19 protein-coding genes and 1 pseudogene are annotated in these 26,081 nt (G+C 45.5%); 8 read left to right on the top strand and 12 right to left on the bottom strand.

What is annotated here, in order from left to right; genetic code table 11:
- Positions 1-253: 253 nt before the first annotated feature.
- A complete protein-coding gene (locus ACFW2W_RS25005) occupies positions 254-5,059 on the top strand; it encodes a CHAT domain-containing protein (RefSeq protein ID WP_378184477.1) in 4,806 nt (1,601 codons plus the stop codon).
- Between the two features lie 79 nt (positions 5,060-5,138).
- Here the strand turns inward: ACFW2W_RS25005 and ACFW2W_RS25000 are convergent, their stop codons facing one another.
- Together ACFW2W_RS25000 and ACFW2W_RS24995 are read right to left on the bottom strand one after the other, a co-directional pair.
- Entirely contained in the window at positions 5,139-6,851 is a 1,713-nt protein-coding gene (locus ACFW2W_RS25000) for a hypothetical protein (RefSeq protein WP_378184476.1), read from the bottom strand.
- A 168-nt stretch (positions 6,852-7,019) separates the two neighbouring features.
- A complete protein-coding gene (locus ACFW2W_RS24995; RefSeq protein WP_378184475.1) occupies positions 7,020-8,348 on the bottom strand; it encodes a hypothetical protein in 1,329 nt (442 codons plus the stop codon).
- A gap of 68 nt (positions 8,349-8,416) precedes the next feature.
- Between ACFW2W_RS24995 and ACFW2W_RS24990 the strand changes: the two genes are divergently transcribed.
- A complete protein-coding gene (locus ACFW2W_RS24990; protein ID WP_378184474.1) occupies positions 8,417-8,620 on the top strand; it encodes a hypothetical protein in 204 nt (67 codons plus the stop codon).
- A 204-nt stretch (positions 8,621-8,824) separates the two neighbouring features.
- On the opposite strand, the gene ACFW2W_RS24985 is transcribed toward ACFW2W_RS24990, so the two are convergent.
- Together ACFW2W_RS24985 and ACFW2W_RS24980 are read right to left on the bottom strand one after the other, a co-directional pair.
- Positions 8,825-9,379 carry a peroxiredoxin gene (locus tag ACFW2W_RS24985; protein ID WP_378184473.1) on the bottom strand — a complete coding sequence of 185 codons (555 nt, stop codon included), beginning with the start codon at positions 9,377-9,379 and terminating at the stop codon, positions 8,825-8,827.
- Between the two features lie 436 nt (positions 9,380-9,815).
- Complete coding sequence (locus tag ACFW2W_RS24980; RefSeq protein WP_378184472.1) at positions 9,816-10,940, bottom strand: DUF3474 domain-containing protein; 1,125 nt, start codon at positions 10,938-10,940, stop codon at positions 9,816-9,818.
- 378 nt (positions 10,941-11,318) lie between these two features.
- On the opposite strand from ACFW2W_RS24980, the gene ACFW2W_RS24975 reads away from it, so the two are divergent.
- From ACFW2W_RS24975 to ACFW2W_RS24965, 3 genes are all read left to right on the top strand, one after another.
- Positions 11,319-12,191 carry a TIGR02281 family clan AA aspartic protease gene (locus ACFW2W_RS24975; RefSeq protein WP_378184471.1) on the top strand — a complete coding sequence of 291 codons (873 nt, stop codon included), beginning with the start codon at positions 11,319-11,321 and terminating at the stop codon, positions 12,189-12,191.
- A 240-nt stretch (positions 12,192-12,431) separates the two neighbouring features.
- Positions 12,432-14,093, top strand: coding sequence for a D-Ala-D-Ala carboxypeptidase family metallohydrolase (locus tag ACFW2W_RS24970; RefSeq protein ID WP_378184470.1), 1,662 nt, complete (start codon positions 12,432-12,434; stop codon positions 14,091-14,093).
- A 353-nt stretch (positions 14,094-14,446) separates the two neighbouring features.
- Complete coding sequence (locus tag ACFW2W_RS24965) at positions 14,447-15,247, top strand: hypothetical protein (protein WP_378184469.1); 801 nt, start codon at positions 14,447-14,449, stop codon at positions 15,245-15,247.
- Between the two features lie 214 nt (positions 15,248-15,461).
- Here the strand turns inward: ACFW2W_RS24965 and ACFW2W_RS24960 are convergent, their stop codons facing one another.
- The 5 genes and pseudogenes from ACFW2W_RS24960 to ACFW2W_RS24940 all read right to left on the bottom strand — a co-directional run bounded on the left by ACFW2W_RS24960 (position 15,462) and on the right by ACFW2W_RS24940 (position 19,903).
- A complete protein-coding gene (locus tag ACFW2W_RS24960) occupies positions 15,462-16,172 on the bottom strand; it encodes a DevA family ABC transporter ATP-binding protein (protein ID WP_378184468.1) in 711 nt (236 codons plus the stop codon).
- A gap of 37 nt (positions 16,173-16,209) precedes the next feature.
- Complete coding sequence (gene devC, locus ACFW2W_RS24955; protein ID WP_378184467.1) at positions 16,210-17,418, bottom strand: ABC transporter permease DevC; 1,209 nt, start codon at positions 17,416-17,418, stop codon at positions 16,210-16,212.
- A gap of 153 nt (positions 17,419-17,571) precedes the next feature.
- Positions 17,572-17,745: pseudogene (locus ACFW2W_RS24950) on the bottom strand (ATPase, T2SS/T4P/T4SS family); the annotation flags it as partial.
- A gap of 132 nt (positions 17,746-17,877) precedes the next feature.
- Positions 17,878-19,503: a ricin-type beta-trefoil lectin domain protein gene (locus tag ACFW2W_RS24945; protein ID WP_378184466.1), complete on the bottom strand. Its 1,626-nt coding sequence runs from the start codon at positions 19,501-19,503 to the stop codon at positions 17,878-17,880.
- A gap of 82 nt (positions 19,504-19,585) precedes the next feature.
- Positions 19,586-19,903, bottom strand: coding sequence for a hypothetical protein (locus ACFW2W_RS24940; RefSeq protein ID WP_378184465.1), 318 nt, complete (start codon positions 19,901-19,903; stop codon positions 19,586-19,588).
- 145 nt (positions 19,904-20,048) lie between these two features.
- Between ACFW2W_RS24940 and ACFW2W_RS24935 the strand changes: the two genes are divergently transcribed.
- The 3 genes from ACFW2W_RS24935 (at position 20,049) to ACFW2W_RS24925 (ending at position 23,171) form a co-directional block, all read left to right on the top strand.
- Positions 20,049-20,735 (top strand): hypothetical protein, encoded by a 687-nt coding sequence (locus ACFW2W_RS24935; protein WP_378184464.1) that lies wholly within the window; start codon positions 20,049-20,051, stop codon positions 20,733-20,735.
- Positions 20,736-20,863: 128 nt separating this feature from the next.
- The gene (locus tag ACFW2W_RS24930) at positions 20,864-21,505 is read left to right on the top strand and encodes a DUF1822 family protein (RefSeq protein WP_378184463.1); all 642 of its coding nucleotides are present in this window, start codon (positions 20,864-20,866) and stop codon (positions 21,503-21,505) included.
- A gap of 28 nt (positions 21,506-21,533) precedes the next feature.
- Positions 21,534-23,171, top strand: coding sequence for a CHAT domain-containing protein (locus ACFW2W_RS24925; protein ID WP_378184462.1), 1,638 nt, complete (start codon positions 21,534-21,536; stop codon positions 23,169-23,171).
- Between the two features lie 65 nt (positions 23,172-23,236).
- On the opposite strand, the gene ACFW2W_RS24920 is transcribed toward ACFW2W_RS24925, so the two are convergent.
- The 3 genes from ACFW2W_RS24920 to ACFW2W_RS24910 form a co-directional block, all read right to left on the bottom strand.
- On the bottom strand, positions 23,237-23,737 hold the full coding sequence (locus ACFW2W_RS24920; RefSeq protein ID WP_378184461.1) for a prepilin-type N-terminal cleavage/methylation domain-containing protein: 501 nt from the start codon (positions 23,735-23,737) through the stop codon (positions 23,237-23,239).
- A gap of 119 nt (positions 23,738-23,856) precedes the next feature.
- On the bottom strand, positions 23,857-25,173 hold the full coding sequence (locus ACFW2W_RS24915) for an ABC exporter membrane fusion protein (RefSeq protein ID WP_378184460.1): 1,317 nt from the start codon (positions 25,171-25,173) through the stop codon (positions 23,857-23,859).
- A 78-nt stretch (positions 25,174-25,251) separates the two neighbouring features.
- The gene (locus tag ACFW2W_RS24910; protein ID WP_378184459.1) at positions 25,252-25,989 is read right to left on the bottom strand and encodes a phycocyanobilin:ferredoxin oxidoreductase; all 738 of its coding nucleotides are present in this window, start codon (positions 25,987-25,989) and stop codon (positions 25,252-25,254) included.
- Between the last annotated feature and the right edge of the window lie 92 nt (positions 25,990-26,081).

Genomic DNA, 26,081 nt, shown 5'->3' with positions numbered 1-26,081 from the left:
CCTGAACCCTTTGTGTTTTCGATAACCACTTATAAACGACTAGCGCTCAATGTGCATCTACTTGAGACCTTTATTTCCAAGTTAGATTTGTAGCCTACCTTGATAAAAAATCACCCCAACTACGAGGACTTACGCTTTTATAGGGCGATTGCTGCTTAATTCTGTCCGGAGTATTGTTATAAATAGTCTCTGACTACAGATAATTGGTTATCTGAGATATGGAGAGCGAGAAATAATCACCAGGACATGACGCATGAACACCTTTGAGTTCGAGATTACCATTCAGAGCAAGTCAGACGTTAGTAGCTGGCCCATTGTTGTCAGGTGTAAGCAACCGGATGGACTAACCATCCATTCAAAAGAAACTCTACAACTAAGTCAGAATGACTTTAACAAACTCACAGAACAGCAAGAGAACGAGAAGGAATACGGCACTCTACTAGGCAAAGCCCTTTTTCGAGGGGCTGTGTACGAGACTTTTGTTCGTGCCCTATCTAAGAGTAGTCAGGACTCCCCTTTGCGAATTTTGCTATCTATTGAAGCTGCTGACAATGACGAACTCAAAACCTTGCATTGGGAAAGATTGTGCGCTCCTATTGATGCCGATGGGACTTGGCGTCTTTTAGCTCGCGATCAGCGCGTACCCTTTTCCCTTTACATTCCCACGATTATCGATCGCCGCTTTCCTCCCATTGGGCGGCGTGACTTGCGGGCACTTGTCCTAGTGGCAAGTCCCTCTAATATAGGAAAGTATCAATTAGCACCTTTTGACGTTGAAGCTGTCTTATCTGGATTGAAAGAAGCCTTTGGTGACATTCCTTATGAGGTTCTGGCAAATAATATTGAAGGTGCTATCGGGCCACCAACGCTACAAGAACTGTCCAAACAACTGACGAATGCAAAGAAGCCGTACACATTACTGCACTTTGTCAGCCACGGCAAGCTGATGGATAACGGAGAAACTGTTCTGTTCTGGGCAAAAGCTGACAATCAAGTTCTGCCAGTTACAGCAGAAGACTTGCTCTTAGAGCTGAAGAATATCGGTAATTATCAAAGGGGATTACCTAACTTTGCCTTTTTGTGTACTTGCGAGAGTGCCGATCCAAGAGCAGAAGGAGCATTAGGTGGATTAGCTCAAAGATTGGTGAGAAATTTGGGGATGCCAGCTGTAATAGCGATGACCCGCAAGGTGAGCGTAGAGACAGGCTTGGCTTTAGGACAGAGCTTTTACCGACGACTGAGAGAGTCGGGAGAGGTAGACATGGCGCTACAAGAGGCAACAGCCGGACTGTCCAAGCGCCATGATATTACTGTTCCGGCTCTGTTCAGCCGTTTGGGTGGGCGTCCCTTATTTAGCGATCGCCTCGACGATCGGGAGCTGACTGACGAGGAAATCGAGTATGGTATTGGCAAACTTAGGCAACTCCTCGCAGAACGCGCCCCTAATGCCTCCGTACTCCAGCAGAGGTTTAAAACGCAGGTAGAGAAGCTCAAAGATACCCAAGGAGCAGAGTCACGCACAGCCCGTGAAGAGCGCAAGCAAGCAATAGTAGAGATCGATAACCTGTGCGACCAAGTCCTAGAAATCAGCTTTGATGCTCTGGCAGCTTTGGGTAAGGAACCACCAGAATACAAGGCTGAGTGTCCTTTTCCGGGTCTATCTTCCTTCAGCGATGAAAAATACCACAAGTTCTTCTTTGGGCGCGATGAGCTAATTAAAGACTTACAAAAAGAACTGGCGAAGGATAATTTCTTAGCTGTAATTGGCACTTCGGGTAGCGGCAAGTCATCCGTGGTGCTAGCTGGGCTGATTCCTAAGCTTCAAGAAGAGGAGCCAAGCTTACAGTCGGCTTACCTGACTCCAGGTAGGGAGCCGCTGCAACAACTAGAAAGACAATTAGAAAAACTATTAAAAATATCAGAGCAGTATTCAGTATTGGTGGTAGACCAATTTGAGGAACTGTTCACTCTGTGTGAGGATAAAGCCAATCGGCAAGAATTTATCGAAAAGTTGTTACACCTTGCCCAGCGGCGGAAAGTTGTAATTACAATGCGGGCGGACTTTTTGGGAGAGTGTACCTTCTACCCAGAACTGAGAAAGCGAATTGAAACACGACAAAAATTGGTTGGACCGATGGAACCTGCCGAACTAATTACAGCGATGAAGATGCAGGCAGACAGTGGGGGACTGCGCTTTGAAGCTGGCTTGAGCCACTCGATTCTCAATGATGTGCAAGGAGAGCCTGGGGCAATGCCACTGCTGCAATATGCGTTGCAGGAGCTGTGGAAGCGGCGGCGCGGACGCTGGCTGTGCGATGAGGAGTACGGGGCGATTGGCAGAGTTCAGCAGGCGATCGCTAAGACGGCTAGTGATTTTTACAATAGCTTACCAGCATTTGAACAAGAGCAAGTCCAGAATATCTTCTTGCGCTTAACTCGCTTGGATAAGAATGGCGTACAGGGAGAGAAAGGACGGGACACGCGCCAGCGAGTGGAGTTAGAGGATCTGGTGACAAGTGGGGGCGACTTGGCAGGGACTAAGAAGTTGGTGCAGCAGCTAGCTGGTGAAGGGGCGCGGCTAGTAGTCACCAGTCGGAACGAAGCTACCGGGAAGGAACAGGTGGAAGTCGCCCATGAAGCTTTAATCCGTTATTGGCCAACGTTGCAGGAATGGTTGAGCCAGAACCGCAGTGACTTGCAACTGCGAGAAACCATCAATCAGGCAGCAGAAGATTGGCATAAACACAAGGATAAGCCAGACAAAAACAGCTATTTAATACATCAGGGGGGAAGATTAGAAGATGCTGAAGTGCTGTTGAAACAGCCCAAATTTGTGCATCTCAACCAAGATGAGGTAGAATATGTCTTGGCTTGTGTAGAGTTGCGCGATCGCCTCCGCAGGCAAGAAAAACAACGCAGACATCGCCTGCTTTTCGCCGCTATTAGCTCAGCTTTTGTCTTTGCTGGATTTGCCATCTTTGCTGGATATCAGTGGCGCAAAGCAAAAATCGAGCAAATTCAGGCGTTAAGTGCTTCCTCAGAAGCTAAGTTGGAAACAGATCAATTAGAGGCATTAATCGGAAGTTTACAAGCTGCCAAAGAAGTTAAGCAATTGTGGCTGCCACAAACAACCTTAATTAATCAAGTAACGGGCAAGCTGCACCAGGTAACTTCTGAAGTCAACGAACGCAATCGCTTAGGAGGGTATGAAGGCTCAGTTACGGATGTCAGTTTTAGCCCAAATGGTCAGATGCTGGCGAGTACTGGAGTTGATGGCACAGTTCGTTTGTCAGACTTACACGGCAAAAAATTAATTAAATTTGTAGTCACTAAAGAGCGAATTAGAAATATCAACTTTAGTCCTGATGGTCGGCTACTGGCAACTGGTGCTGAGGATGGAGCTGCGAAATTGTGGGATTTGCAGGGAAAATTATTAAGAGAATTTCCGAGACATAGAGAAGGAGTATATAACATTACTTTCAGCCCTAATGGTAAGACTCTCGCCACTGGTTCTGGGGATGGCATCGTTCGCTTGTGGAATTTGCAGGGAAAATTATTAAAAAAATTTCCTGCCCATAATACTGGTATTAATAAAAAAGTCTGGGGTATCAGTTTCAGTCCTGATGGTAAGGCGATCGCTACTGGTGCTGGGGATGACACTGCCAAGTTATGGGATTTGAACGGCAAACTATTAAGCAAATTCCTGGGGCACAAAAATACGGTGTTGAGTGTTAGTTTTAGTCCGGATGGTCAAAAACTTGCAACTGCCTCTATGGATGGTACTGCCAAGTTGTGGGATTTGAAAGGAAAAGAGTTGAGAGAATTGTTAGGAGATCAAGATCAAAACTGGGTGTTTAGCGTCAGTTTTAGTCCCGATGGTCAGAACCTCGCTACTGGTTCCAAGGACGGTGTTGTTCGCTTCTGGGATTTGAATGGAAAACTCTTGAGGGAATTTAAAGGGCATTCAGACTCAGTTAGGAGCGTTATTTTCAGTTATGACGGCAAGCTTTTGGCTACAGCTGGATATGACAGTACTGTACGCTTGTGGAATTTGCAAGATCGCCAGCAGCTAATTGATTTCAAAGGGCACAAAGGCACAGTGTGGAGTGTCAGTGTTAGCCCGGATGGCGAGATGCTGGCGACTGCTGGAGCTGATGGCACTGTTCGCCTGTGGGATTTATCAGGCGAGCAGTTGGCGGAATTCAAAGGTCATAAAGGTGTAGTTTGGAAGGTTAGTTTTAGCCCGAATGGCAAACTTTTGGCTACATCAGGAGAGGATGGCACTGCCCGCTTGTGGAACTTATTTGGTAAGCAACGGAGAGAATTCAAGGGTCATAAAGGTGAAGTCTATGGGCTGAATTTTAGCCCGGACGGCAAACTTTTAGCTACATCAGGAAAGGATGGCACTGCCCGCTTGTGGGATTTGTCTGGTCAACAACTGAGAGAATTCAAAGGTCATAAAGGTGCCGTCCTGAGTGTCAGTTTTAGCCCGGATGGCAAACTGTTAGCTACCTCAGGAACGGATGGCATGGTTCGCTTATGGAATTTATCAGGTCAGCAGCTAAGGGAATTCAAAGCGCATCAAGGCTGGATCAACAGCGTTATTTGGAGTAATGACGGTCAAAAACTGGCTACAGGTAGTAGCGATCGCACTATCCGTTTGTGGGATTTGTCCGGTCATCAACTAAAAGAATTAAAAGGTCATATAGGTGCGGTGCAGAAACTCCGTTGGAGTAATGATGGTAAGTTGCTAGCGTCTGCCGGAGCTGACTCAACTGCTCGTCTATGGGATGTATCCGGTCAAGAGGTGGCTGTATTCAAAGGTCATAAAGGTGAGGTCAAGAGCGTCAGTTTTAGTCTTGATGGCAAGCTTCTGGCTACGAGTGGTCAAGATGGAACGGTTAAGTTGTGGCGGGTGGAAGGATTAGATGAGCTGATGGTGCGGGGTTGCACTTGGGTACGTGACTATCTCAATAATCCAGATTCCAAACTTATGCCCGAAGATCGCCCTCTTTGTGATGGTATCGGCACTGCTAATAATCCAGGCAAAGCTAAGTGATCTATTATCCCTTCTTGTATAGACACGTTGTATGGAACGTCTCTATACTTTTTCTTACGTGCGGCGATCGCTATTAACTTCATCCCTTCAACACATTCAACAGATTGGTGGCAATTGACATTGTTGTTTGAAGGGTTTCGCTGCCGTCAGCCAGAGCCTTGGGAGCAGTCTTGACATACTGCTCCAGTGCAGCGATTAGCTGCGTCTGAGCCTGCTTGAGGTCAGCTTCACCCGCCACTGAGTCCGTGCTGCCTTCTGCTTGTCTCGACTCGGCAGAGGGCAAATGCACAGTTTCAATAGTAGGGCGCTCGGCAGCATCTTTACTACTACTGACCACCAACCGGACTGCTGGGTCGCCGATAATCGCATAGTTGCGGGCGTCGTTATTAGCCGTCCACATCCCAGCCAAAGTCTTATTGTTGGGAGTCGCGCCAAACTTAATATCTTCTAACTCAATATTCAGGTCAGAGGAAATTTCGGCATAGCGCTCGTCAAAATACTCCACCGCCGAGCCGACTGGATGACCTTCCAGCAGACGCTTCACGCTACTTTGAAAAACTGCTATCTGCCGTTGCTCTGCACTTGAGCCGCGAATATCTGACCAAGAGAAAGAACAGCCCCAAGCTCGATCGATATGACCAATTACAGCTAAGGCACCTCCCTTGGGATGACTCAGAAGTTTCTGCGGCAAACGGGCAAGAAAGGCGTATGGCGCAATATCTGGTCGTTCAGAAAGAAATTTAGAGTGACCGTCGAATTCATCCTTTTGGGGACAGCCAGCACCATAGCAAGCAAAGTGAAAAGCAATCATTCCCAACAGCCGCGCTTGTTCGCCAATATCGTCCCCAGAAAAGTAAAAATCTTCTGGAATCGGTCTTCGTCCCCATTCCCGACCCGGCCAGTCTTGACAAAGTAATGCGCCTTGGTGAGGCAACTGTCGCGGATCGCCATTGGGAAAGCCCATGCCGTGACTGGCAGTGAAAAGCAAACTGGGCGTTTCGCTGCCTCCTAGCAGTTGCCCCAGACGAGCTTTGGTTGCTTCTTCTTTAAGAATCGTTTTCACATCCCAGTTAGAATGTTCCTCAACCACCCATTCCGATAACGGCTCAATCAGGTCTTGCGTGCTGAGATTAGTGGCAGCATCTCCTGAGTTGCACACGCCGAAAAAGGCAGCGCTAGGGGATAAGGATAGATTGCCAGTTTCCGCTTCTACTACACTGCGAGCGTACTGCGCGTACTCTTGTGCCGTATCAAAATAAATGCGCCCTACGGCGTATTGAACGCTAAGTTGGGACTGAAACCGATAGGGAATTGTGACTGGATCTCCCACAATTAAAAGGTAGTAGGGCATTTTATCCGGATCGGCAGGACCTGGCCCTAATCCCTGACGTGACAAGAACTTATTTTTTGTCTCGTATTGATTTTTTGCCTTATCGTAACGATAGCCTTTGGGACCAATGTATTCCTGGTAATAATGCTCGTGCTTTTGGGTGGCTTGCTTTTGGCGATGATCTAACAACTCGCTGAGCGCTTCTCGGATTGCTGGATCGGCATCGTAGGTAAAAATTACTCCCCAACCCGTTTCTGCGAGGTTTTTGGGATCTACTCCCTCTATAGGAGCAAAATCAGTCTCTTCTTTTTGTCGCTTTTTTAGCTCAATGTCTTCTAAACTTTCTGGATCGAACTCTTCGCCTTGGGCAATCTTAGATACTTGCTCAGCGCTCAATGGCGGCAGCAAATAATCGCCGCTTGCTCCATTAATTCCATTGAAGAATAGCAGGTCTTCGGACATCTCTTTGGTTCCTGATAATTTTCAGCGACTAACACTGCAAGACTGTTTGATTGACCTCTTTCCCCGCTCTTGTTTCGCAAGCAGAGGCGCATCCATTTCCCCTTTGGCTGTATAGCAAAGAGCTTGGAGAGAGTAGGCGGATCAAACAGTCTTAACTAACACTTGCAGTTAACTGACAGAAACTGCCGACCACACCACATGAGCTACTTCAGGCTTGGCAAAGTCGTTATGGGCACCAATAGACTTGTCGGTCACGTCATTAATAAACTTCCTGCTGTCTATGTTATAGATTTTGCCTGGTTTAAACTCATACGAGGTATTAGAGTCAAGCATATCGAGATATTCGGCTGTGAGGTCGTATCCGCAGATGCCATAGCTGCCAATTCCGCCATATTTAGGCAAGTGACCGGGGGCAAAGTCTACACTGCTCAAGACAATGCCCGCAGCCAAGGGATACATCTTGCCAACTGCATAGTCGAAGTCAGAGTAGGTTGTCACAATTGGACCGGTGACTTTATGTTGCTCCAAGATTGAGTTAAAGTAACCTGGGCGATCGCGTTCGTAGGGAATTTTTGCACAGTAAGACCAGAGCGACATCGCTCCTTGTACCAAAGTCACAGAATTAACTGGGCGGACTAATTTGCCTTCACCTTTTGCACCAGCTAGGGTGGAAGAAACCAGAATGCATCCAAAACTGTGACCCATCAGGTGGAATCGCACAGTTTCAGGAGTGTTCTCTTGAAGTTGTTTTAATAAGTTAAAACCACCGCTTTCACCGATTTTGCGAGCGCGGTCTTTCATTTTCCAAAAAGATAGCACTCTTAGGGGGTTCAAAACCGCATCCCAAGTTGAGCTGCTATCGGTACTGAAGCTAACTGGTTCCTGTTCGCTAGCTTGATAGATAGCTTCCGGATCAAAACCGTCCCAATCCGAACCCGGTGCTGCACTTTCACCTTCACTTTTCAAGTCTGCCTCTTGGTTCAATACTTGATAGGCATTCAGTACGTCTGGCGGTAAGCTATCAGATGGACTGCCTTCCATCGCTGCGGTGAGAATTGTTTGTAGCGCTTGCCGTGCTGTCTCAGTGTTAGCGATGCGTTCAGCATACTCATCGACGGCGCTATCGATGGGATCTGCGTCGTTCACGTCAAAGGATACCAAACCACTTTCTAAGTTTTCATCGCCCCAAGCTTTACTGGGCCAATGTACTCCGATCATTAAGGGATAAAATCCCGGTCGCGCTTGTGCGATTTTTTCGAGATCGGCTGATTGTTTAGCCATTGCGCCAATCCATCTGGTGTACTGATCTCGCGCTGCTGGAACGTCACCCATCCAACCGTGGCTCATGATGAATACATCTGTGATTGGCTCGCTTGCAAGTGCCTCCAAGACTTTTTGGCTCATCCGCCCGCCAGATTCTTCGCGTTCTTTACCTGCGGCATCAAAGGATAGCAGGTAATACTTTAAGGAAGTTCCGGATACTGTTTCAATTGGCATTTATAAATTACTTTCATCAATAAATATCTATCCAAGGTTAGATACCACTAGCCAAAAACGAACAGCCTTTGTTAAAAAACTTTGCAAAGTCTGGCTCAGAAAGTACCTACTTCAGTCAGGATCAGTTCACCTGGAAACTGATTGTTCTGACTGATAGTGTGGCTTGTCCCGACCGTCCTCCGTTCAAGGCAGCCGACTCAACAAGAATGTCGTATCGCCTACCTATGTCGTTAGGTAACTCTGGTTGGGTGCCAAGTAACCAAACCCGATGACGGTGCTGATAAACTTGATGTAATCCCAATACCCAGTGACCCGCTGACCAAGCTGGAACAGGGTTTGAGGCCAGTCGCAGGGGATAGTAATTTTGGGTTCAAAATTCTGCTTTTAGTCTGACGGCGATTGAACCACTACTCAACTGACATTTTCAAGATAGGTCTAATGTTGATTTTCACTGTTGTGCTTAGCCATTAGCAGCCTTAGGATGCTGCCTGCAATTCATTGAGACGCGCCAAAACCTCGGTACTGTGAATTGCGGGGTTTACCCCTGTAAATGTCTCGCGTAGCACTCCCTGTGGATCGACAATGAAGGTGTGGCGCATTGAGACAAATCCAATCCAAGAACCGTAAGCTTTGCTCACCTTGCCATCCGTATCAGCCAGCAGCGGAAACTTCAGCTTTTCCGTATCGCAGAACTTGGCGTGAGAATTGATGGAATCAGCGCTGACGCCAATGATTTGAGTATTTTTATCCAGGTATTTCGGCAAGTCTTGCTGAAATCTGCGGGCTTCTAGAGTGCAACCAGAGGTGAAGTCTTGGGGATAAAAGTAGAGAACCACCCATTTACCTCGGTAATCGGAGAGGGAGACTTCGCCATCGCCGATATTCGTTGGCAGGGTAAACTCTGGAGCCGATTGATTCACAGTAGGCAGCTTGCCGCCCAGTGCAGCCGCTGATGGTGAAATGCTCAACCAGGTGATGAGGGCGAAACAACTTGCGAATAGAGTATTGAGAAAGGTGCGACGGGAAATCATGATGAAAAGCGAGAACTTAATTTAACATAAGTTTACAATTTTAATTTGCTCTCCACTCTTATCTGGATATTCGTCGTTAATGGGGTAGTACTCTGTCAGGTTTGATCTCAGGACTTATGCAACATCACCGCATAGTAAGGGCAACCACAGGGGGATTGCCCCTACTTATCTGGATATTCGTCGTTAATGGGGTAGTACTCTGTCAGGTTTGATCTCAGGACTTATGCAACATCACCGCATAGTAAGGGCAACCACAGGGGGATTGCCCCTACAGAACTCTATATGTATAAGCTTTGCGTAAGTCCTGATCTGAAGGGTTCATTTACCGTAGAGGTAAGGGTTGATTGCGTCTGGAACAAACCATCAAAATTGTCTTAAAACTCAAGTAGGGGCGCAAAGCTTTGCGCCCCTACCGCGAACTCAGGAAATGACTGTATTAGCCTTTTTGGAGTTCTTTTTTAGGTTTGTAGTAAACCTTCCCCTCTGTATTCGGTACAAAATGGCAGGAAGGGTTAGAGCGTAGGAAGGCTTGGAAAACTGACCGATCGGATTTTCGGTAGTAATTGCCCAAAATGGGTTTAATCGCCTCAGTAGCTGTCTTCAGGTGGTAGTGAGGAATGCTGAGGAATATATGATGAGCTACATGGGTGCCAATATTATGGTGGATATCATTGATAAACCCATAGTCGTGGTCAATCGTAGATAAGGCACCCTTGAGAAAATACCAGTCTTTGCCACGATACCAAGGAATATCTGGGTCGGTGTGGTGCAGAAATGTTACTAAGGTCAGCCAGACGACAAAAACCTCGTATGGGCCTAGATAGTATTTGACCAGCCACATCCAGCCCCACTGATAAGTTAACCAGCCCAAGCAACCCAGCATCAACGTCCAGAGGGTTGTGCTAGTGATGACATCCCATTTTGCTGAGGGTCGAAACAGAGGGCTGCTGGGGAGAAAGTGAGAACCAGGCTTTCCAGGAGTCCCTTTAAACAAGTACAAAGGATAAGCCAGCAGTAAGGCTAATGCATTAAAGCGGATAAATTTTTCATACCAGGGCATCTGCAGATACTGGCTTTCTGTCATGGGATACCAGCTTTCATCCGTCTCAATGTTGCCGGTATTTTGGTGGTGAGTTCGGTGGCTGATACGCCACCCATGATAGGGCACGAGTATGGGAATATGCGCCAGATGTCCAATCAGGTTATTTAGCCATTTCTTTCTGGAAAAAGAACCGTGACCACAGTCGTGTCCGACTACAAACAACGCCCAGAACATCGTTCCCTGCGCCAACCAAAATACAGGCCAAAACCACCAGGAATCCAGGTAGCTGGCTAGAGCGTAGAGGATGCCTATTACACCTACATCTCCTAAAAAATAGCACAGCGATCGCTTGGTGGAGGGCACAAAGCAATCTGGGGGAATTGCGGCTTTCAAGTCTTGAAGGGTGAAGGGGGGTTCTGAGTGACCCAAATATAATTCTTCTTCGAGAGGATTATTTAACTTGATCAGATGAGATTGCACGAAGTTTCCGATTTGACTTGACTGTAGACCAAAAGGCATTATTCTACAGCGGCGTCATCAGTGCAATTGACGTTATAAGGACTGATTAGTCAAGAGTATGGCTGTTGTATACCTACCAAACCTATTTCACGGTAATTGCGGTTGCGCTTGTAGCATCAGATATGGTAGATAGCAAAGACACTTAGACTCAACCCTTGATTTAGGGACTGGCTTTAACGTGTCAGCAACAACGGCGGCATGGGGAGTTTCAGGGAAGCGATCGCAATTGACAGGTTAAACAATAATTAAACAAAAAGAAACTGCTTGAATCCGGAAAAATCTACGAAAAAAACTTATTTTAGGGTGTATAAGACCCGTGTTCAAAGCAAAGCCGCGTCCTCTCCGGAATAAATCGCTTATCAGATCGGGCTATTAATCATGTGGAAACCCTCTCAAAGCCGTACCGCCCTGATTGTTCTATGCAGCTCCGTAGCGTTTGGCAGTCTTGGCTGTAATAATGATGCTGCCAGCCCTCCTAGCCCACCAGCAGCCTCAGCCCCAGCGACTGTTGCCAGTTCTGCTGCTGCTCAACCGGCTAAACCTGCGTCAACAGCTAAGTCAAAAGCATTAACGGCGAGTAAAAAAACACCAGTTAACCAACCGATTAAGACTGGCCCTGACACCTATAACCAAGCGGTTGATACTGCCCTCGGCGCGATCGCAATTAGTGAATCTGCCAAAAGCCGAGATGATTGGCAATTAGTTGCTAGTCGGTGGCAAGAGGCAGTTGCATTAATGAAAGCCGTGCCAACTTCTAGCCGCAACCACGCGATCGCTCAAAAGAAGTTGCTTCAATACCAGCGCTTTCTAGCCTCGGCTCAGAAACAAGCGACTCCTCCGCCCAAGCCCAAACCCTCTGCACCTCCAATCGTTAACAAACCCTTTTTCACGGTTCCCATCAAACGTCGAGAAGGTGAAACGATTCCCGTCGTTGAAGTGACATTTGATGGCAAAAAGAAATATGAAATGTTTCTGGATACAGGGGCTAGCAAAACCTTGATCACGCGACGGATGGCTTATGACCTGAAGGTGAAACCTGTAGGAATGGCGGGAGTGAAGACGGCTAATGGAGTGGTTGGAATATACTTTGGATTTGTTAATTCGATTCAACTGGGTGGGAATCTCGTCAGAGATGTGCTGGTTGGGATCGGACAACCAGACTTAGACATTGGACTGCTGGGACATGACTTCTATGACGGCTATGACATCACCATTAAAAAAGATGTCGTAGAATTTCGTCGCCAGCGCTGAAGAACGAGCGCAATTTTCAATTGGGTGCAGTGCATTTTGACCTCTCCCCAATCCTCCCCTACAAGCGGAGGGAGCTGGATTTTCTGGCTTCTCTTTCCATACAAGCGGACGCTTGGGGCGTCAACGTGCCATTTAGTTAGCGATCGCACTTATTGATATTTTTCTCTTGAATCATTCCTGAAAAGCTTCTGAAAGACTGCCAAAGTCATAGAGTGGTTAAGTGGATTATCAAAACTGGCTATGCCAACACTGACACCAGACCAGCGCAATTACTACTACCTCTTAGAAGCGGAACGAACTGGCATTCACAAGCCGATTCTGGCAGCGCTTTATCAAGTGCTATCTTCACCGCTGCTTTCGGACGAAGAAAAGGGACTGGGCATCTCCCCAGCTAACCGCATTCCCCTAGAGGAGGTGGATTCTTTTCCCAAACAAGTGCAATATGCCGCCAATACCATCCGCAGTTTCAGCAACAATCTGGTGGCTCAGGGGTGGAAAGGACCGGATCTGTGGGAGCCAGAAAAAGGGCGCTACAGCGATCGCTTTATTCAAGCTGTGGCTGATGGTTATGCAGCCCCAGCGAGCGAACTGACGGCAGCGCGGTTGGAAGCGGGCGATGCCAAGGCGTTACTGCAAGCTTACCTGAAAGACATCGAAACCGATTTCAGTGCGGAAGGCTTGCCCCAAAATCTTGCCTACCTGGATAAAGCGCTACTGACGCTAGTGGAGCGAGTTCCGGAATACTATACTGGCTTGCCTCACCAACGGGATGCTGCCCTGGAAGTGGTGCGGATGTGGCGTCAGCTGGATACGGAGTCAGCAGCGATCGCATCTTTGGTGTCTCCTGGCACTGTCATTGGAGATAACTTCGAGGAGTCCCAGATAGATGTTCCTCTCAAGCAATTTATCCAGCGAATTTCTGCCAATTACTCCGGTTATCCCTATCAGCGAGAAGCCCTGCTGCGGCTAGCTCAGCTGTGGCGTCAGCTAGCATCGCGGGAAGTGGCGATCGCTTCTTTGAAAAACAACACCTCCCCTGATACGGGGATTAAAATTGTCGATCCTGCTCTGATTGCCTTTATCCAGCGCATCCCGCAGTACTATCAAGCTTCAGGCAACCAACGCAACGCTCTAACTGAGTTAGTTCGGATCTGGCGAAAGTTGGACTCTCGCGCTGGGGCGCTGGCATCCTTGGGAATCGATCCCCTATTGCTGAGTGGCATTACTAGCGATCGCACCAGGCTAGCAAATCTTGCCGCCCAAATGGATCGAGACTTGCTGGATTTTGTCCGGCGTCTGCCGATTGAGTATAAAGAATTAGACCACCAACGGGAAGCTTTAATCCGCCTGGTTCAACTTTGGCGCAATTTGGCGACCAGAGATCAAGCCATTCGCTCCTTATTTGACGATCTCAAACGCCTAGATCGGGCGCGGAAAGATTCTCAAGACGCCGCACCCAAGCCCGTCCCAATCGCTGCCGCCCAGCGTCCCGACAGGTGGACGCTGAGGAATATTCAACTGTCTGCCCCCATCGTTCCGGATGGCAACTTTACCTGGGCAGAAGCCACCCACGGCGGCACCCGGATGCCTCCTAACCAAGCGACGCTGGATGCCATGATTCGGATTGCGAGACTGGCACAAAGGGCACGCGATCGCATTGGGCGACCCTTCATCATCACTAGCTGGTATCGCCCTCCAGCGATCAATCGTGCAGTTGGCGGGGCAAGATACAGCCGTCATATTGTTGGAGATGCTATGGATTTTCTGTGTGAAGGTCTTTCTGGCGATCAACTTTACTGGTCTCTCGATCCCTGGTGGCCCGGTGGTTTGGGTCGTTACACCAGCTTTCCAAACCTGTGTCATCTTGATGCGCGAAGCTACCGGGCACGCTGGCGAAACTAAAATTAGGCAAAGGGGAGCGAAACCCAACCTACGACTTTTCAAGGGTTTCAAGAGTTTTGGAGAGTCTTGCAGATCGGGATTTTTGCAAAAGATCCCCTGACCGAAGTTCACAAACCAACGATAAAAGTCTCTCTGGTTTCACCCAGTCCGCGCGATCGCACCTTGCGCTAACACCACTTTCAAGTCAGGTCTCATGAAGTATGATTTGAGTCTAAACTAAAAGTCAAGCCGTCCGAAAAACGGTTTGACATGATTTCACACTCGATTATTTATCCTTGATACTTTTTACTTTGTAATTTTTCCTTTTTTGGGCATCCTGAAAATAGACATCAATTTTTTTTAGGCTAGCGACTATGTCCACTCCGAGCGTTTTTGTAGACTTGCTATTGGCTCAAACCCCTGCCAAGAAGACTCAACCTAAAGCCCCTGTCAAAAAAACTAAAACCGCCCAACCAGCAGCCGCAGCCGTCAACGCTCAACCCGCGCCCATCTGGATGTACGCCTCCGGAGGACTGCTGTTACTTCTCGTTGCTGGGGTAGTATTTGTCAAGATCAAATATGACGAAACGATGAAGAGAGCCAAGATCCAAGATTTCAAAGTCAAAGACCTCCAGAAAAAGTTAAAGTTGGCACTTGACTCTATTCACAGAATGGAAAGCAATCCTGACTTGGTTAACTCACGCGAGTTCAACCTGGATTACCTCAGAATGCGAATGGATGAAGAGGTATTTCACTTTGCCATTGTTAATCAAATAAAAGTCAGAGTAAAAGACTTAATCACTATCGCCCTGCGTCCTACTCAAGCATCGCAAGCATCGGTGGGCATTGCCAGTACAGCCGGACGCCAAGTTGATGAAATTTTTGATGTCATTTATGAGACGGGAGAGGGAACGAAGCGCTCTAAGCGGGTGCTTTTCCGCATTCAAATCAAGTTAATGAAATTACCTACCCAAGCGACTTCTGCTACGATTAGCCAAATTATTGATTGTATTGAAACGTTCCTCAGTCCAGCAGAAGACCACGATACTTGGCAACCAACAATTCAGGGTCGTCTTGCGAAACTACAATGGGATCAAAAAGCCAAGCCGACACCTTTGTTGGTGCTAGAACAATTGAGTGAAGGCGGCAATGTCACCATTCGCACGAAGCGCTAGGATGTTGAGAAAAAAGTACTTTCCCGTCAGCGATCGGGGTGTATTCTGCCCAGTCATTCCTTAGTGACGATAAGCTCAAAACAAAAGGCTTTCTCGAAGTGTAGATTGCCAATTAAAAGATTGCCTTTTGTCGATGAGCCATTAGCAAAAAACTAATGAGTGTATTAAGGGAAATCAAGCCAATTTAATCGAATTTCTAACTCAAAAATCTGACTTAAGCAGGCGTTTTTTCAGAAATAATCGCATCGCGGACTAGACGCCCATCTTCCATGTGAATAATTCGGTCAGCAACATCTAAAATACGATTGTCGTGAGTCACCATCAAAATCGTAGACCCTTGTTCCTTTGCCAATCGCTGCATCAGCTCGACGACATCGCGTCCGGATTTACTATCTAAAGCAGCAGTGGGTTCGTCAGCTAATACTAATTTAGGATGACTCACTAAGGCACGAGCGATCGCTACCCGTTGTTTTTGTCCCCCAGAAAGATTCTCCGGGTAGTAATTTACGCGATCGCCTAACCCCACTGCTTCCAGCATCGCTGCTGACCTGTTTGCAGCTTCCTGTGACGGAATATCCCTATGCAGTTCCACCGACATTTGCACGTTCTGTCGCGCTGTTAGACACTTCAGCAAATTGTGAGCTTGAAAAATATAGCCAATGTGCCGCCGCACTTGCACCATCTGGCTTTTAGAAGCTCCAATCAGTTCCTGTCCTAATACTTTCAAACTGCCTTCCTGAGGAGACCTTAAACTGCCCATCAAAGTCAACAATGTGGTTTTTCCCGACCCCGATGGTCCGGTCATGATCGTGATTTCTCCCGGTTGCATTTCCAGATTTATATCAAATAAAATCTGTTTCCTGAGCGAACCTTTGCCAAAGTAATGACTGAGATTTTGGATTGCAACAATCGGTTCTTGCGGCATAATGTTCCTACTTCATTACAATTAGCAACTAACTATCTTAAAAAATATCAGCGGGATCGGCAGCTCGTAGCTTACGGACTGCGATCGCGCCCGAAATCAAGCACATGAAAATAGTTAAAAGCAACACTACGGTTGCTCTAACAACAGTCATTGCAATCGGTAAATTTGTACCGCCTTTTATAAAAATATACAGTCCCGACGCCAACGAAAAGCCAGGAATATAACCTAAAAATGATAAAATTAAAGCTTCCTGAAAAACAACAATCAGCAAGTAAAGATCCGTATATCCTATCGCTTTTAACGTAGCATATTCAGCCAGATGATCGGCAACATCAGTGTAGAGGATTTGATAGACAATAACCGTACCAACAACAAATCCCATTAAGGTTCCCAAGCCAAAAATGAATCCAATTGATGTACTGGTTTGCCAATATGTCTTTTCAAATTCAATAAATTCTTCATGGGACAAAATTTGTATATCTGCACAATCTTTATTCATATTTTTTAAATCTTGGCATTTTTCATCATTTTTCTTTAAGTTAAAATACTCCTTCATATTTTGAATAACTTGACTTACATCCGCACCGGCTTCTAAATTAACCACTCCAATATCAATCAATCCTCTCTGTCGTCTAGGAAAAATCCGAAGAAAGTTCAAATCGCTCGTGATCAGATTACCATCTGCTCCAAAAGATGCGCCTAGCGTGAATAAGCCTTGTACTTTGACGCGACGGCTTTCTACTTCTGTTTCAACAGTTTTTCCCTGCTTAAACCATTCACCAACCGACCCAAATTCCGGACGAGACGCTTCATCAAATAAAACAACATCTGGAAGTTGAATTTTATCTCGGTTATTGTTAACTTGAGGTAAATTTAAAATTTCCGCTGCGGGATTAAATCCAATTACCATCAGTTGGCGAGTGCGGCGATTTTCTGGGTTTTTCCACAAGCCAAAGCCAAGATATACTGGACTGACCGATTTTACTCCGTCAAAGCTGAGAGTTTGATACAGTCGCCGCTGTGGAAAACTTTTCATAGCAATCAAAGCTGTGGACTGGGAACTGATCAAAAAAACGTCCCCCTGCATATTTTCATGCAAGCTTACGGAACTTTTAAAAAGGGCATCCCGAAACCCTAACTGCACAAACATCAAAATGTCAGCAAAACCAATACCGGCAAGTGCCACAAGCAGCCGCATTTTTTCACGGGTAAGCTGTAACCAGGCTAGAGGAATTTTCCGAACCATCTTCAAAAGACCGAGTACGCAGACATGATTTAGATTGCATCATAACAGCTGCGAGAGGTCAGCTATCTTCAGTTTTAAATGCTGAGAACGAATGAGTAGCGATCGCACCTGAAACAGGAAGCGCGATCGCCTTTGAGTGTTCTACAGGGGTTCTGGGTGCAAATCAACTAGACATCGCTGACAAACCTTACGCACCAAACGCTGCGCCACAATTCCCAATAAGGCATCGCTGACTAAACCGGGATCGAGACCAATATTTTTCAAACGGGGAATCGCAATAACATCATCCTTAATATGCAGCGTTGTCAGCATCAAGTGCTCCGTCAGCTGCAATAGACAAAGTAGCGGTCACAGAAAGGATTTTTAGCATGGTATGCCTGAAAATAACTGAAGAGTTGACTAAGGGGGAACCTGAGGAGCGATCGCCTTGAAGATGAGGGGCGATCGCTCTTAGACTGTTTATTGTTTGATGCCGTTTCTTGAGTTCCAGTAAGCCTGTAAAGGACTCATGGTACGATTTAGAACATCTTGAACATCGGCACTATAACTGCCTTTACCCTGACCATTTCTGACTTCATTCCCATACATAGAAGTCGTATAACCAGTATATGTACTGAGTACACCAAGATGTAAATGACCTTGACCCACTGTACCTAAAACAGTTTGTCCAGCAGTTACTTTGGTACCTACATTGACATTTCTTGTTGCTAGATGACCATACCACCAACGTCGACCTGTTTTCTGTCCATTTGCATCTAATTCATCAATGGCAATCCAGTAGCCATTAAAAGAACCATTCGTGCGATACTGAGGTCTGTTATCAACAACAATACCATTAACCACTGCTTTTAGGCTTGTTCCATTACTTGCACCAATATCCAAAGCAGAATGTGCGCCATATGATGGATAGTACCCCTTATCGTAGGCATAACCTGTAGTAACGACTTTAAGGGAGCCAAAAATAACATTGGATAAATCTTGGTAAACCCCATACACATCTGAAGGCATATCTACTTGCCACATATCGCCAGGAGTGGAGGCTCCACCAGGAAATTGTGCGCTTTCACCACCAATGCGATCCCACATATCAGTAATAGTTTTTTGACTCCAGTTTTCCTTATTAGTATTAGCTGTGTTACTAAAGAAGTTTCGGAGTACGGATTCAATATTAGAGCGATAACTAAGCTTGGACTTGTTCAGCCAATCTGATGATGCGGTAAATGTTTTAACCCTTCCTCCATCTGTGCCAGTAGCAAACAACGGTGTATTATTCGAGGTATATACAACAATATTTCCATCTGCTTGAATGGATAGAAAAGCACCAGGATTACCTGCTGTATCAGTTGCCCAAACAGGTTTCCCGCGATCGTAAAGCACAACATTTCCATCAGTTTGTACTGCCAGTAAATCAGCACTTGTTCTATCTGTTCCAGTTGCCCAAAGTGGTTTTCCCTGTGGACTATATAGCACTAAGTTTCCATCAGATTGAAATACAAACTTGTAGTTAGTAGAGGTAATCCATTGTTTCCCTCGATAAAAATTCAAGCTAGTTGTTCCTGGCTTGACAATGATATTATTGCCACTAGGAGCAACATAAGCACTGCTCAACCACCGTTGGTTAGAATTGCTACTATTACAATCCCATAAATAAACCTTGCCTCCATTATTCCGTGTGGGAGTATCAACACAAAAAGTTGTCTTAGTTCTTCTAATCAAAAACCGACCATTACCAACATCATCTAAATTCCAATTTTGGTCGATGTCATTAGCATCACATGGCCAAACATTTATCTCTGCCCCATTCCGCAAGTAACGTCCATTCAAGCACTTGCCAGTTGAACGCTGTTTTAACAGGCTACCACCACGATTTCCGGATAATTTGTCAAATTGTTGATCGGGATCGTTATTATTACGCTCCCAGATTGACATTCTAGGTTGACCGTCAATCTTGTTGAAGTTGTTATTGGTATTCAATGCTTTGTTATCTATAGAAAAGGTTTCAGCAGCTTGTGCTACTGCTGCACTGATAACTAAAGCTGAGGTAATAATTGCTCCTAGTGCAATTTGCCAAGATTTAATTGCCATAATTTGATGACTCCTGGTAGTTTATGTTTGAGGTTAAAGCAGGAAAATGAATGAAGCTTTTGTTTGGCCGAAAAATGTGGGACTATTGGGAAATCTTCCAGCCAAATTGGTGAGCTATCTGAGGAGGTAAACAAACAACGTTGCCATTACTTTCTCGACAAATGCTCTTATTCAACCAGTAGGGCGATTCCCATTTATCCCAATTTAAAAGGGAGAGAACAGGTAACTGGCTATTAGGTGCTGCTAGCAAAGATGGAATACTTGGTGGGATTGGTTCGTCGTAACCACCCGCTTGAGCTTTTGATCCCAAAATAAAGAAAATGAACAATTCCCAGAAGATTAATGAACATGAAAACATGAAAAAAATAGTTTTTTTTCCAAATTTTTGGTTTTTGTGCATGGCAGGTTTCCTTTTATAAGTGAGCAATTACTCAAGCATCAAACCTACAGCAACCTAAATCCAAGCCATGCAGATGGATGGACTGAGATTTAAAGGGTGCTTTGTGCTGGTCTATAGGAGTAAGGTGCTGAGGCTTTGTATCTGAATGTCAATTTCCTGTAGAATTGATATTTCAGATATTCAGGAGAATAACTGGGTATCTAGCCCAACAAGCAACCCAACAACCCAACTTTTTGTTGGGTTGTTAAATACTACCTTTCCCAAACTATTGGATTACACTTTTAAAATCTGCTCTTCAAACAGAAGGATTATTGCTAAGATGACACAACTCTGCTTAGAGTGTATAGAGGCTGAGGAAAAAACAGGAATAGATATAAGTCGTCTTTTAGAACGACTAACTTCCATCAAAGGCAAATTGCTTTCTCATTCAGAAACCATTTATTTATGTTTATCCTTATGTTGCTGTTATAGTAATTTACAAATAGCATATAGATTATCTAAACATCGATTTCCCACCTTAGAAGAGTTATCTTCTTGCGCGGATATAAAAAGAATAGAACGAAACATGAAAAGTGAAATGTCAGATAGAGTTAATGCTTATATTAAAATAATGATGAATTTAGAAAGTGATGAACGCCGACCTTCTTGGTTTAATATAATTGAATTTCTCAATAAAAATGGATACAAAAAAAATCAGGCAGTGAGTAAAGCCAGTTTAAATACAAAACAAGAGTTTTTTCTTCTGTGCGAAGGTAATAAACTTCCTGAAGAAGTTATTGAAATCTTGCGGCAACATGGTATGCGTACTCTGATAATCAAAAGAGTAATATAGCAATTCTAAATGATTCGTGAATTCCTGTAGAGATGCGATATATCACGTCTCTACACTAAGGCAAATACCCGTTTACGACTTAAATAGGATTGCTATATAAACCTTCAATAATATAAAAAGAGTAATTTATGAGCAAAAATCAAGATGTAAACAGCAGGAAATTGTTTGTATTTGAAGGCTCTCAGGAGGAATTTGAGCAAATTCAAGCTCTTTTTGAATCTGGAGAGCTGAGTAAGTTGCTTGGTGTTCAAGTCCTAGATGTGGGTGTAGTTCCCGAATCCCAACCCAATACAACTAGGCAGGTGCCAGTCAAGCTGAGCGATTGGTTTCAAAATATCTTTGAAGCGGGTTGGCAGACTGTGGAAGAGCTGTTTAGCACACAAGCAGGCAATCCAGCTTTTAGTGCTAGAAGCGTGAGAGAAAATAACGCTAACACCCCACCAGAAAAAGGTGTTAATCGGGGCAAACTGATTGATTTGGGAATACAGGTGGCTGGTAATCCTGTGGCTCTGATAGTCACTCTCACGCCAGCAGAAGCGGATAAAGAATTTGATGTTTGCCTGCGGGTTTATCCAGCTGATGGGCAGATTTATCTACCACCAAATCTGCAACTGGTTGTGCTGGATGAATCTGGAGCTACTTGCCTGGAGACTGAAGCTAGAAGTGCGGATAACTGGATACAGCTTGAGTTTAGTGGTCAAGCCGGAGAACGGTTTAGTGTCAAAGTGGCTTTAGGAGATGTTAATATCACCGAAGATTTTCTAATTTGAGTGCATCAACAAATATCAGGAGACAGTAATGGCAAAGCGAGTTATCCTCACGCTGATGGAGGGGAGCTTTGAGCAGGGGTTTCCAGTCATACTGCGGATTAAGGAGGATAGCGCTCCTGCTGAAACTGAAATCCAAGGTAAGCTGCCTCCTGGGCCTGATGTTCTGGAAGCATTCAACAAGTGGCAGTTAGTATATCGCCAGTTGGTGATGCCGAATTCTCGCATCAAACCCAAGCTAGCCCAAGTAACCAACTTTTCCTGCCCTCAGCTTGGCTTGGAGCTGGAAAAGCGCCTCAATAACTGGCTCAATTCGGGAATTAGAGACTGGCAAAAAATTCGGGATGGATTGCAGCGGAACTTGGTTGAAACTGAGGAGATTCGGGTCATTATCCAAACTGAGGACATTCGACTGCGGCGATTGCCTTGGCACTCGTGGGATTTATTTTCTAACCACTACACGAAGGCGGAAATTGCCTTGAGTGCGCCAGAGTATAAACCGCAAGGCAGCACCGCATCCCGTAACAATAAAGTTAGAATTTTAGCCATTTTAGGCGATAGTACGGACATTGATGTGCAGAAAGATCGAGCAATACTTGAGCAATTACCGAATGCAGAACCGCCAACCTTCCTTGTAGAACCTCAATGTCAAGAGTTAAACGATCAGCTTTGGGATAAACAATGGCAAATTCTCTTTTTTGCTGGACATAGTTCTAGCGAAATGGACGGAAATACAGGTAAAATTTATATCAATTCAACTGATAGTTTATCAATTGCCGATTTAAAGAATGCCCTGAGAAGAGCGATCTCACATGGTTTGCAGCTAGCAATTTTCAACTCTTGCGATGGCTTGGGTTTAGCGCGAGAACTAGCTGATTTGCACATTCCACAAATCATTGTGATGCGCGAACCTGTGCCAGATGTGGTAGCGCAGGAATTTTTGAAGCATTTTCTGACAAGCTTTGCCAAAGGCAAGTCTTTATATTTAGCAGTAAGGGAAGCACGGGAAAGATTACAAGGTCGAGAAAATCTATTTTCCTTTGCGTCTTGGTTACCTATAATTTGTCAAAATCCGGCAGAATTACCTCTAACTTGGCACTCTTTGCGGCATGGAACTGTTAGCGATCGCAACCGTATTATTCAATGGTTATATAAGCCGCTTCTTCTAGTGCTTACATCGTTAATATGGGCTTGGACAATCAATACATTGAGAACAACTGTGCTAGACAACTCTTCCACTACAACACTATGCTACGGTCGTTCCTGTATTAACCGCGATCCAGCAGACAATAAATGCAGGATTAGGGATGAGCCTAAAAACTATCAGACAATAACATCTACACCAGCAGATTTTCTGACTTCAAAAGGCAGCATCGAAAATTTTAAGATTCAATTAAAATATTCAGAGCGATGCAATTCTACTTGGGTTGAAATAGCGGGAGAAAAGTATATTGCTAATATCCCTGGTTCAATTGTTTACATTGAGGATAATCAAGGTATAAAATATGGTAAAAGTTCAGTTCCCAAGGTACATCCATATCGAGAATATTATAACGATATGGGAGCAGGAAAAAGTGGAATCTTTTTTAATTTGTTTACAAGTGAAATCAGGGCTTGTGTTCAAACCCCGCAAAATGAATTAAAATGTACAAATTTCGTAAAGCCGTAAAGTAGGGTAATTATATCATTCATATAATTAAGTTTTGCAATACTTTTAGTGCATAGTACCGTTAGTTAATTAGGGAAGTCTGTACATCCAGTTTCGCCACTTGGTAGCTCAATACAAGCTCTGAGTTCTTTGCCAGGACCCATATCGCTATAGTGCTGTATATATCCATCTCGAACTAGAGCCTGACCATATCTTTGTCCTTCACGATTTTCAACGTAATCACTTGAACCGGAAATAAACGGTCCTGTTTTTCTAGCCCAACTAGCATCACATTTGGCTGAGTATCTCACTTCAATGGTAGTCCCCTGGAATACAGTCGATGCTATTGTTTTTATCTCAGTAGCGCATCCTTTTTGTATAGGATCAAGTCCAATACATAAGTAATTACGACATGATTTTGCTCTCTGTACGATACTGAGGTAAGAAGTTAGAGCAATAGCAGAAAGTATTCCAACAATAAAAAGGGCAATTAATATCTCAACCAAGGTAAAACCTTGCTCGGTATTTATCCTAGGAAAATCGTGTGCGCGATCGCTTTTTTTTATCTTACGTACTGTTGGCAGCATGGCTAGAAAAATAACCGCGTAGCGTAAGGGAAGTAATAGAAACTAGGAGTGTTCTGTTTACTTAATAGCTCAGCACTTAAGCTGTGGCATTAAACACTCCTTTAACTGAAAACGGATGGCTAAATATGAATTTTGACGGTGACTTTGGAGTTAGTTAAACCGGCAACGCGGCGGCTGGAGTCTGCATCCAGGCGGATTTTTACTTCCACTACTCTGGCATCTACATCAGCGGCTGGATCGGTATTTAAAATATCTTTTTTACCGATCTGCAAGCCAATTTGATTGACAGTTCCTTTGAGTTCATCGGCAAAAGCATTGCCCTCGCTATTAATCGTAGCTTGCTGCCCCAGTCGCACTTTTCCGATATCACTTTCATAGATTTCTGCGACAGCAACCATCGACTCGGTTTGCCCAATTTCGACAATTCCATTATTGCTAATGGTTTCTCCAGGATGGGTGTGAACTTTCAAAACTTGACCGGGAACGGGTACTCGTACATAGGCTGATTCCAAGTCTGCTTGCGCTTGTTTGACAGATGCGATCGCGTTCTCAATTTCGGCTTGCGCTGCTTCGATATCAACGGGACGAATTTCCGCAATTTTTTCCAAGGTAGCTTTCGCTTCGTTGATTTGCTGTTGCAGAGTGGCGATTGTCTCCTTCGCCGTGGCTTTCGCTTCGTTAATTTGCTGTTCCAGGGTGGCTACTTTCTGGTTAGCAGTGGCTTGAGTTTCGTTGAGTTGCCGAAGTGCGGTTTCTACTTCTAAGCGTTTGGTGTCAAAGAGAGAGGCTCCAACTGCACCTTGCTGATACAGCTGCTCATAGCGATCGAACTCCGTTTTCGCATTATCCATCTGGGCTGTCAGACGGGCAATCTTGGCAACAGACGCATTTTTTTCTCCTTGCAGTTCGGCTTCTAAGCGGGCTACAGTCGCCTGTTGAGTGGCAATTCTCCCGCGTAACTCCTCTTGGGTGCGAGCGATCGCTGCCTTCTGAGCAGTAATTTCCCCCGCTTGCGCCCCAGCTTTCACTTTATTGAGATCGGCTTGGGCGACTTTGACTTGTTGTTTTGCCTTGTTCAAAGCTGCTTGTAAGCGATCGCGATTGTCGAGAATTGCCACCACTTGACCTTTTGTGACCTTATCTCCCTCTCTGACCAAAAGTTGATCCACGCGAGCCGCGCCCTGAACCGACATGGGAGCAGAAAGTTTGATCACTTCCCCTTGCGGTTCCAGACGCCCCAAGGCAGTCACAGCAACGTTGGGAGGCGTAGTAGGCTCCGCTGTCGGCACCGGCTGCTGAGCAGCCTCTCGCAAGGCATAGAGGTTGTAAACGGCAACGCCACTGGTCGCTAAAGCACCAGCCACGACAACCGCGATCGCCCACCGCCCTATAGGTTTTACGAATGGTTGATTCTTGGAGCCTGATTCCTGCGCCATAACCTCTAAGGAAATTATTTTTATTAATTAATCTTAAGAGGAACGCCTCAATCTGGCGAATGAATCTTTACTAGCAGATTAAGCACTCGGCAAGTCAAACAGAACTGTCGTCATGTAATGTTCTGCCCACTCCGTACCAAAAGCTTTTTCTAGCACCCGACGGGTTTTGTCGTTCTGCTGCTGTTTGGTGCAGTAGTTGTGTTGACCCTGTAAAATTTCAGCTTGCTGTTCGCTAGAAACGGGTTTGGCGGCTTTGGCGCTGACACAATGAATTTCTAAAAACCCCTCGACGCGGGAGAGAAATTGGGTTTCTTCCTCTGGGTTACTTGGTCGAATAAAGATGCAGAATTCCGAAAAGATTTCGCCCCAAGCGGGTAGTTCGCGCGGTTGCGAGAAGTCGAGGGCTGGTAGCGCCTGAAGTTCAGCGGTATAGTTTGCCGGTAAGGTGAGGTTGCTAGTAGGAGAAAGATCGGCGATCGCTGCACTAATTTGTCCCCGTCCCCCGACTAAATCGCAGCCAAACATTGGCAGCGCGTATTCTGAACGCGGAAACATCACGCAGTGCAAAATATCCAGCATCGTGCCGACTTTTGCCAATTCCAGGTGCATTTTGCGGAACTGCGGCGACTGGTAGCAGCGATTTTCAATCGTCAGCTTTTCGCCCTCTAATCGTCCTTCTACATACCCCAACTCATCTGGCAGGTGGTAGGGTGAAAGGTCGAGATGGCGGTGCCAAACTGCCTCGATGGTGTCCGCTAAATTGCGAATCAGAGGGTGTTGTTGTTCGCGTAAGGATGGCTTGGAAGTTTCGAGCATTTTTTTTAAATTTGTTTTCTTTGGCTTACAGGAATCCAGCAATAAAGGCAGGTAGGTTAAGGATATCAGCTTGCCATAGGCAATGAGTCAAA

Origin of the sequence: Coleofasciculus sp. H7-2 (assembly GCF_042747725.1) — a bacterium.
Taxonomy (GTDB): domain Bacteria; phylum Cyanobacteriota; class Cyanobacteriia; order Cyanobacteriales; family FACHB-T130; genus FACHB-T130.
The sequence above is the reverse complement of the archived record's forward strand: the minus strand, read 5'-3'. Positions and strand labels throughout refer to the sequence as shown.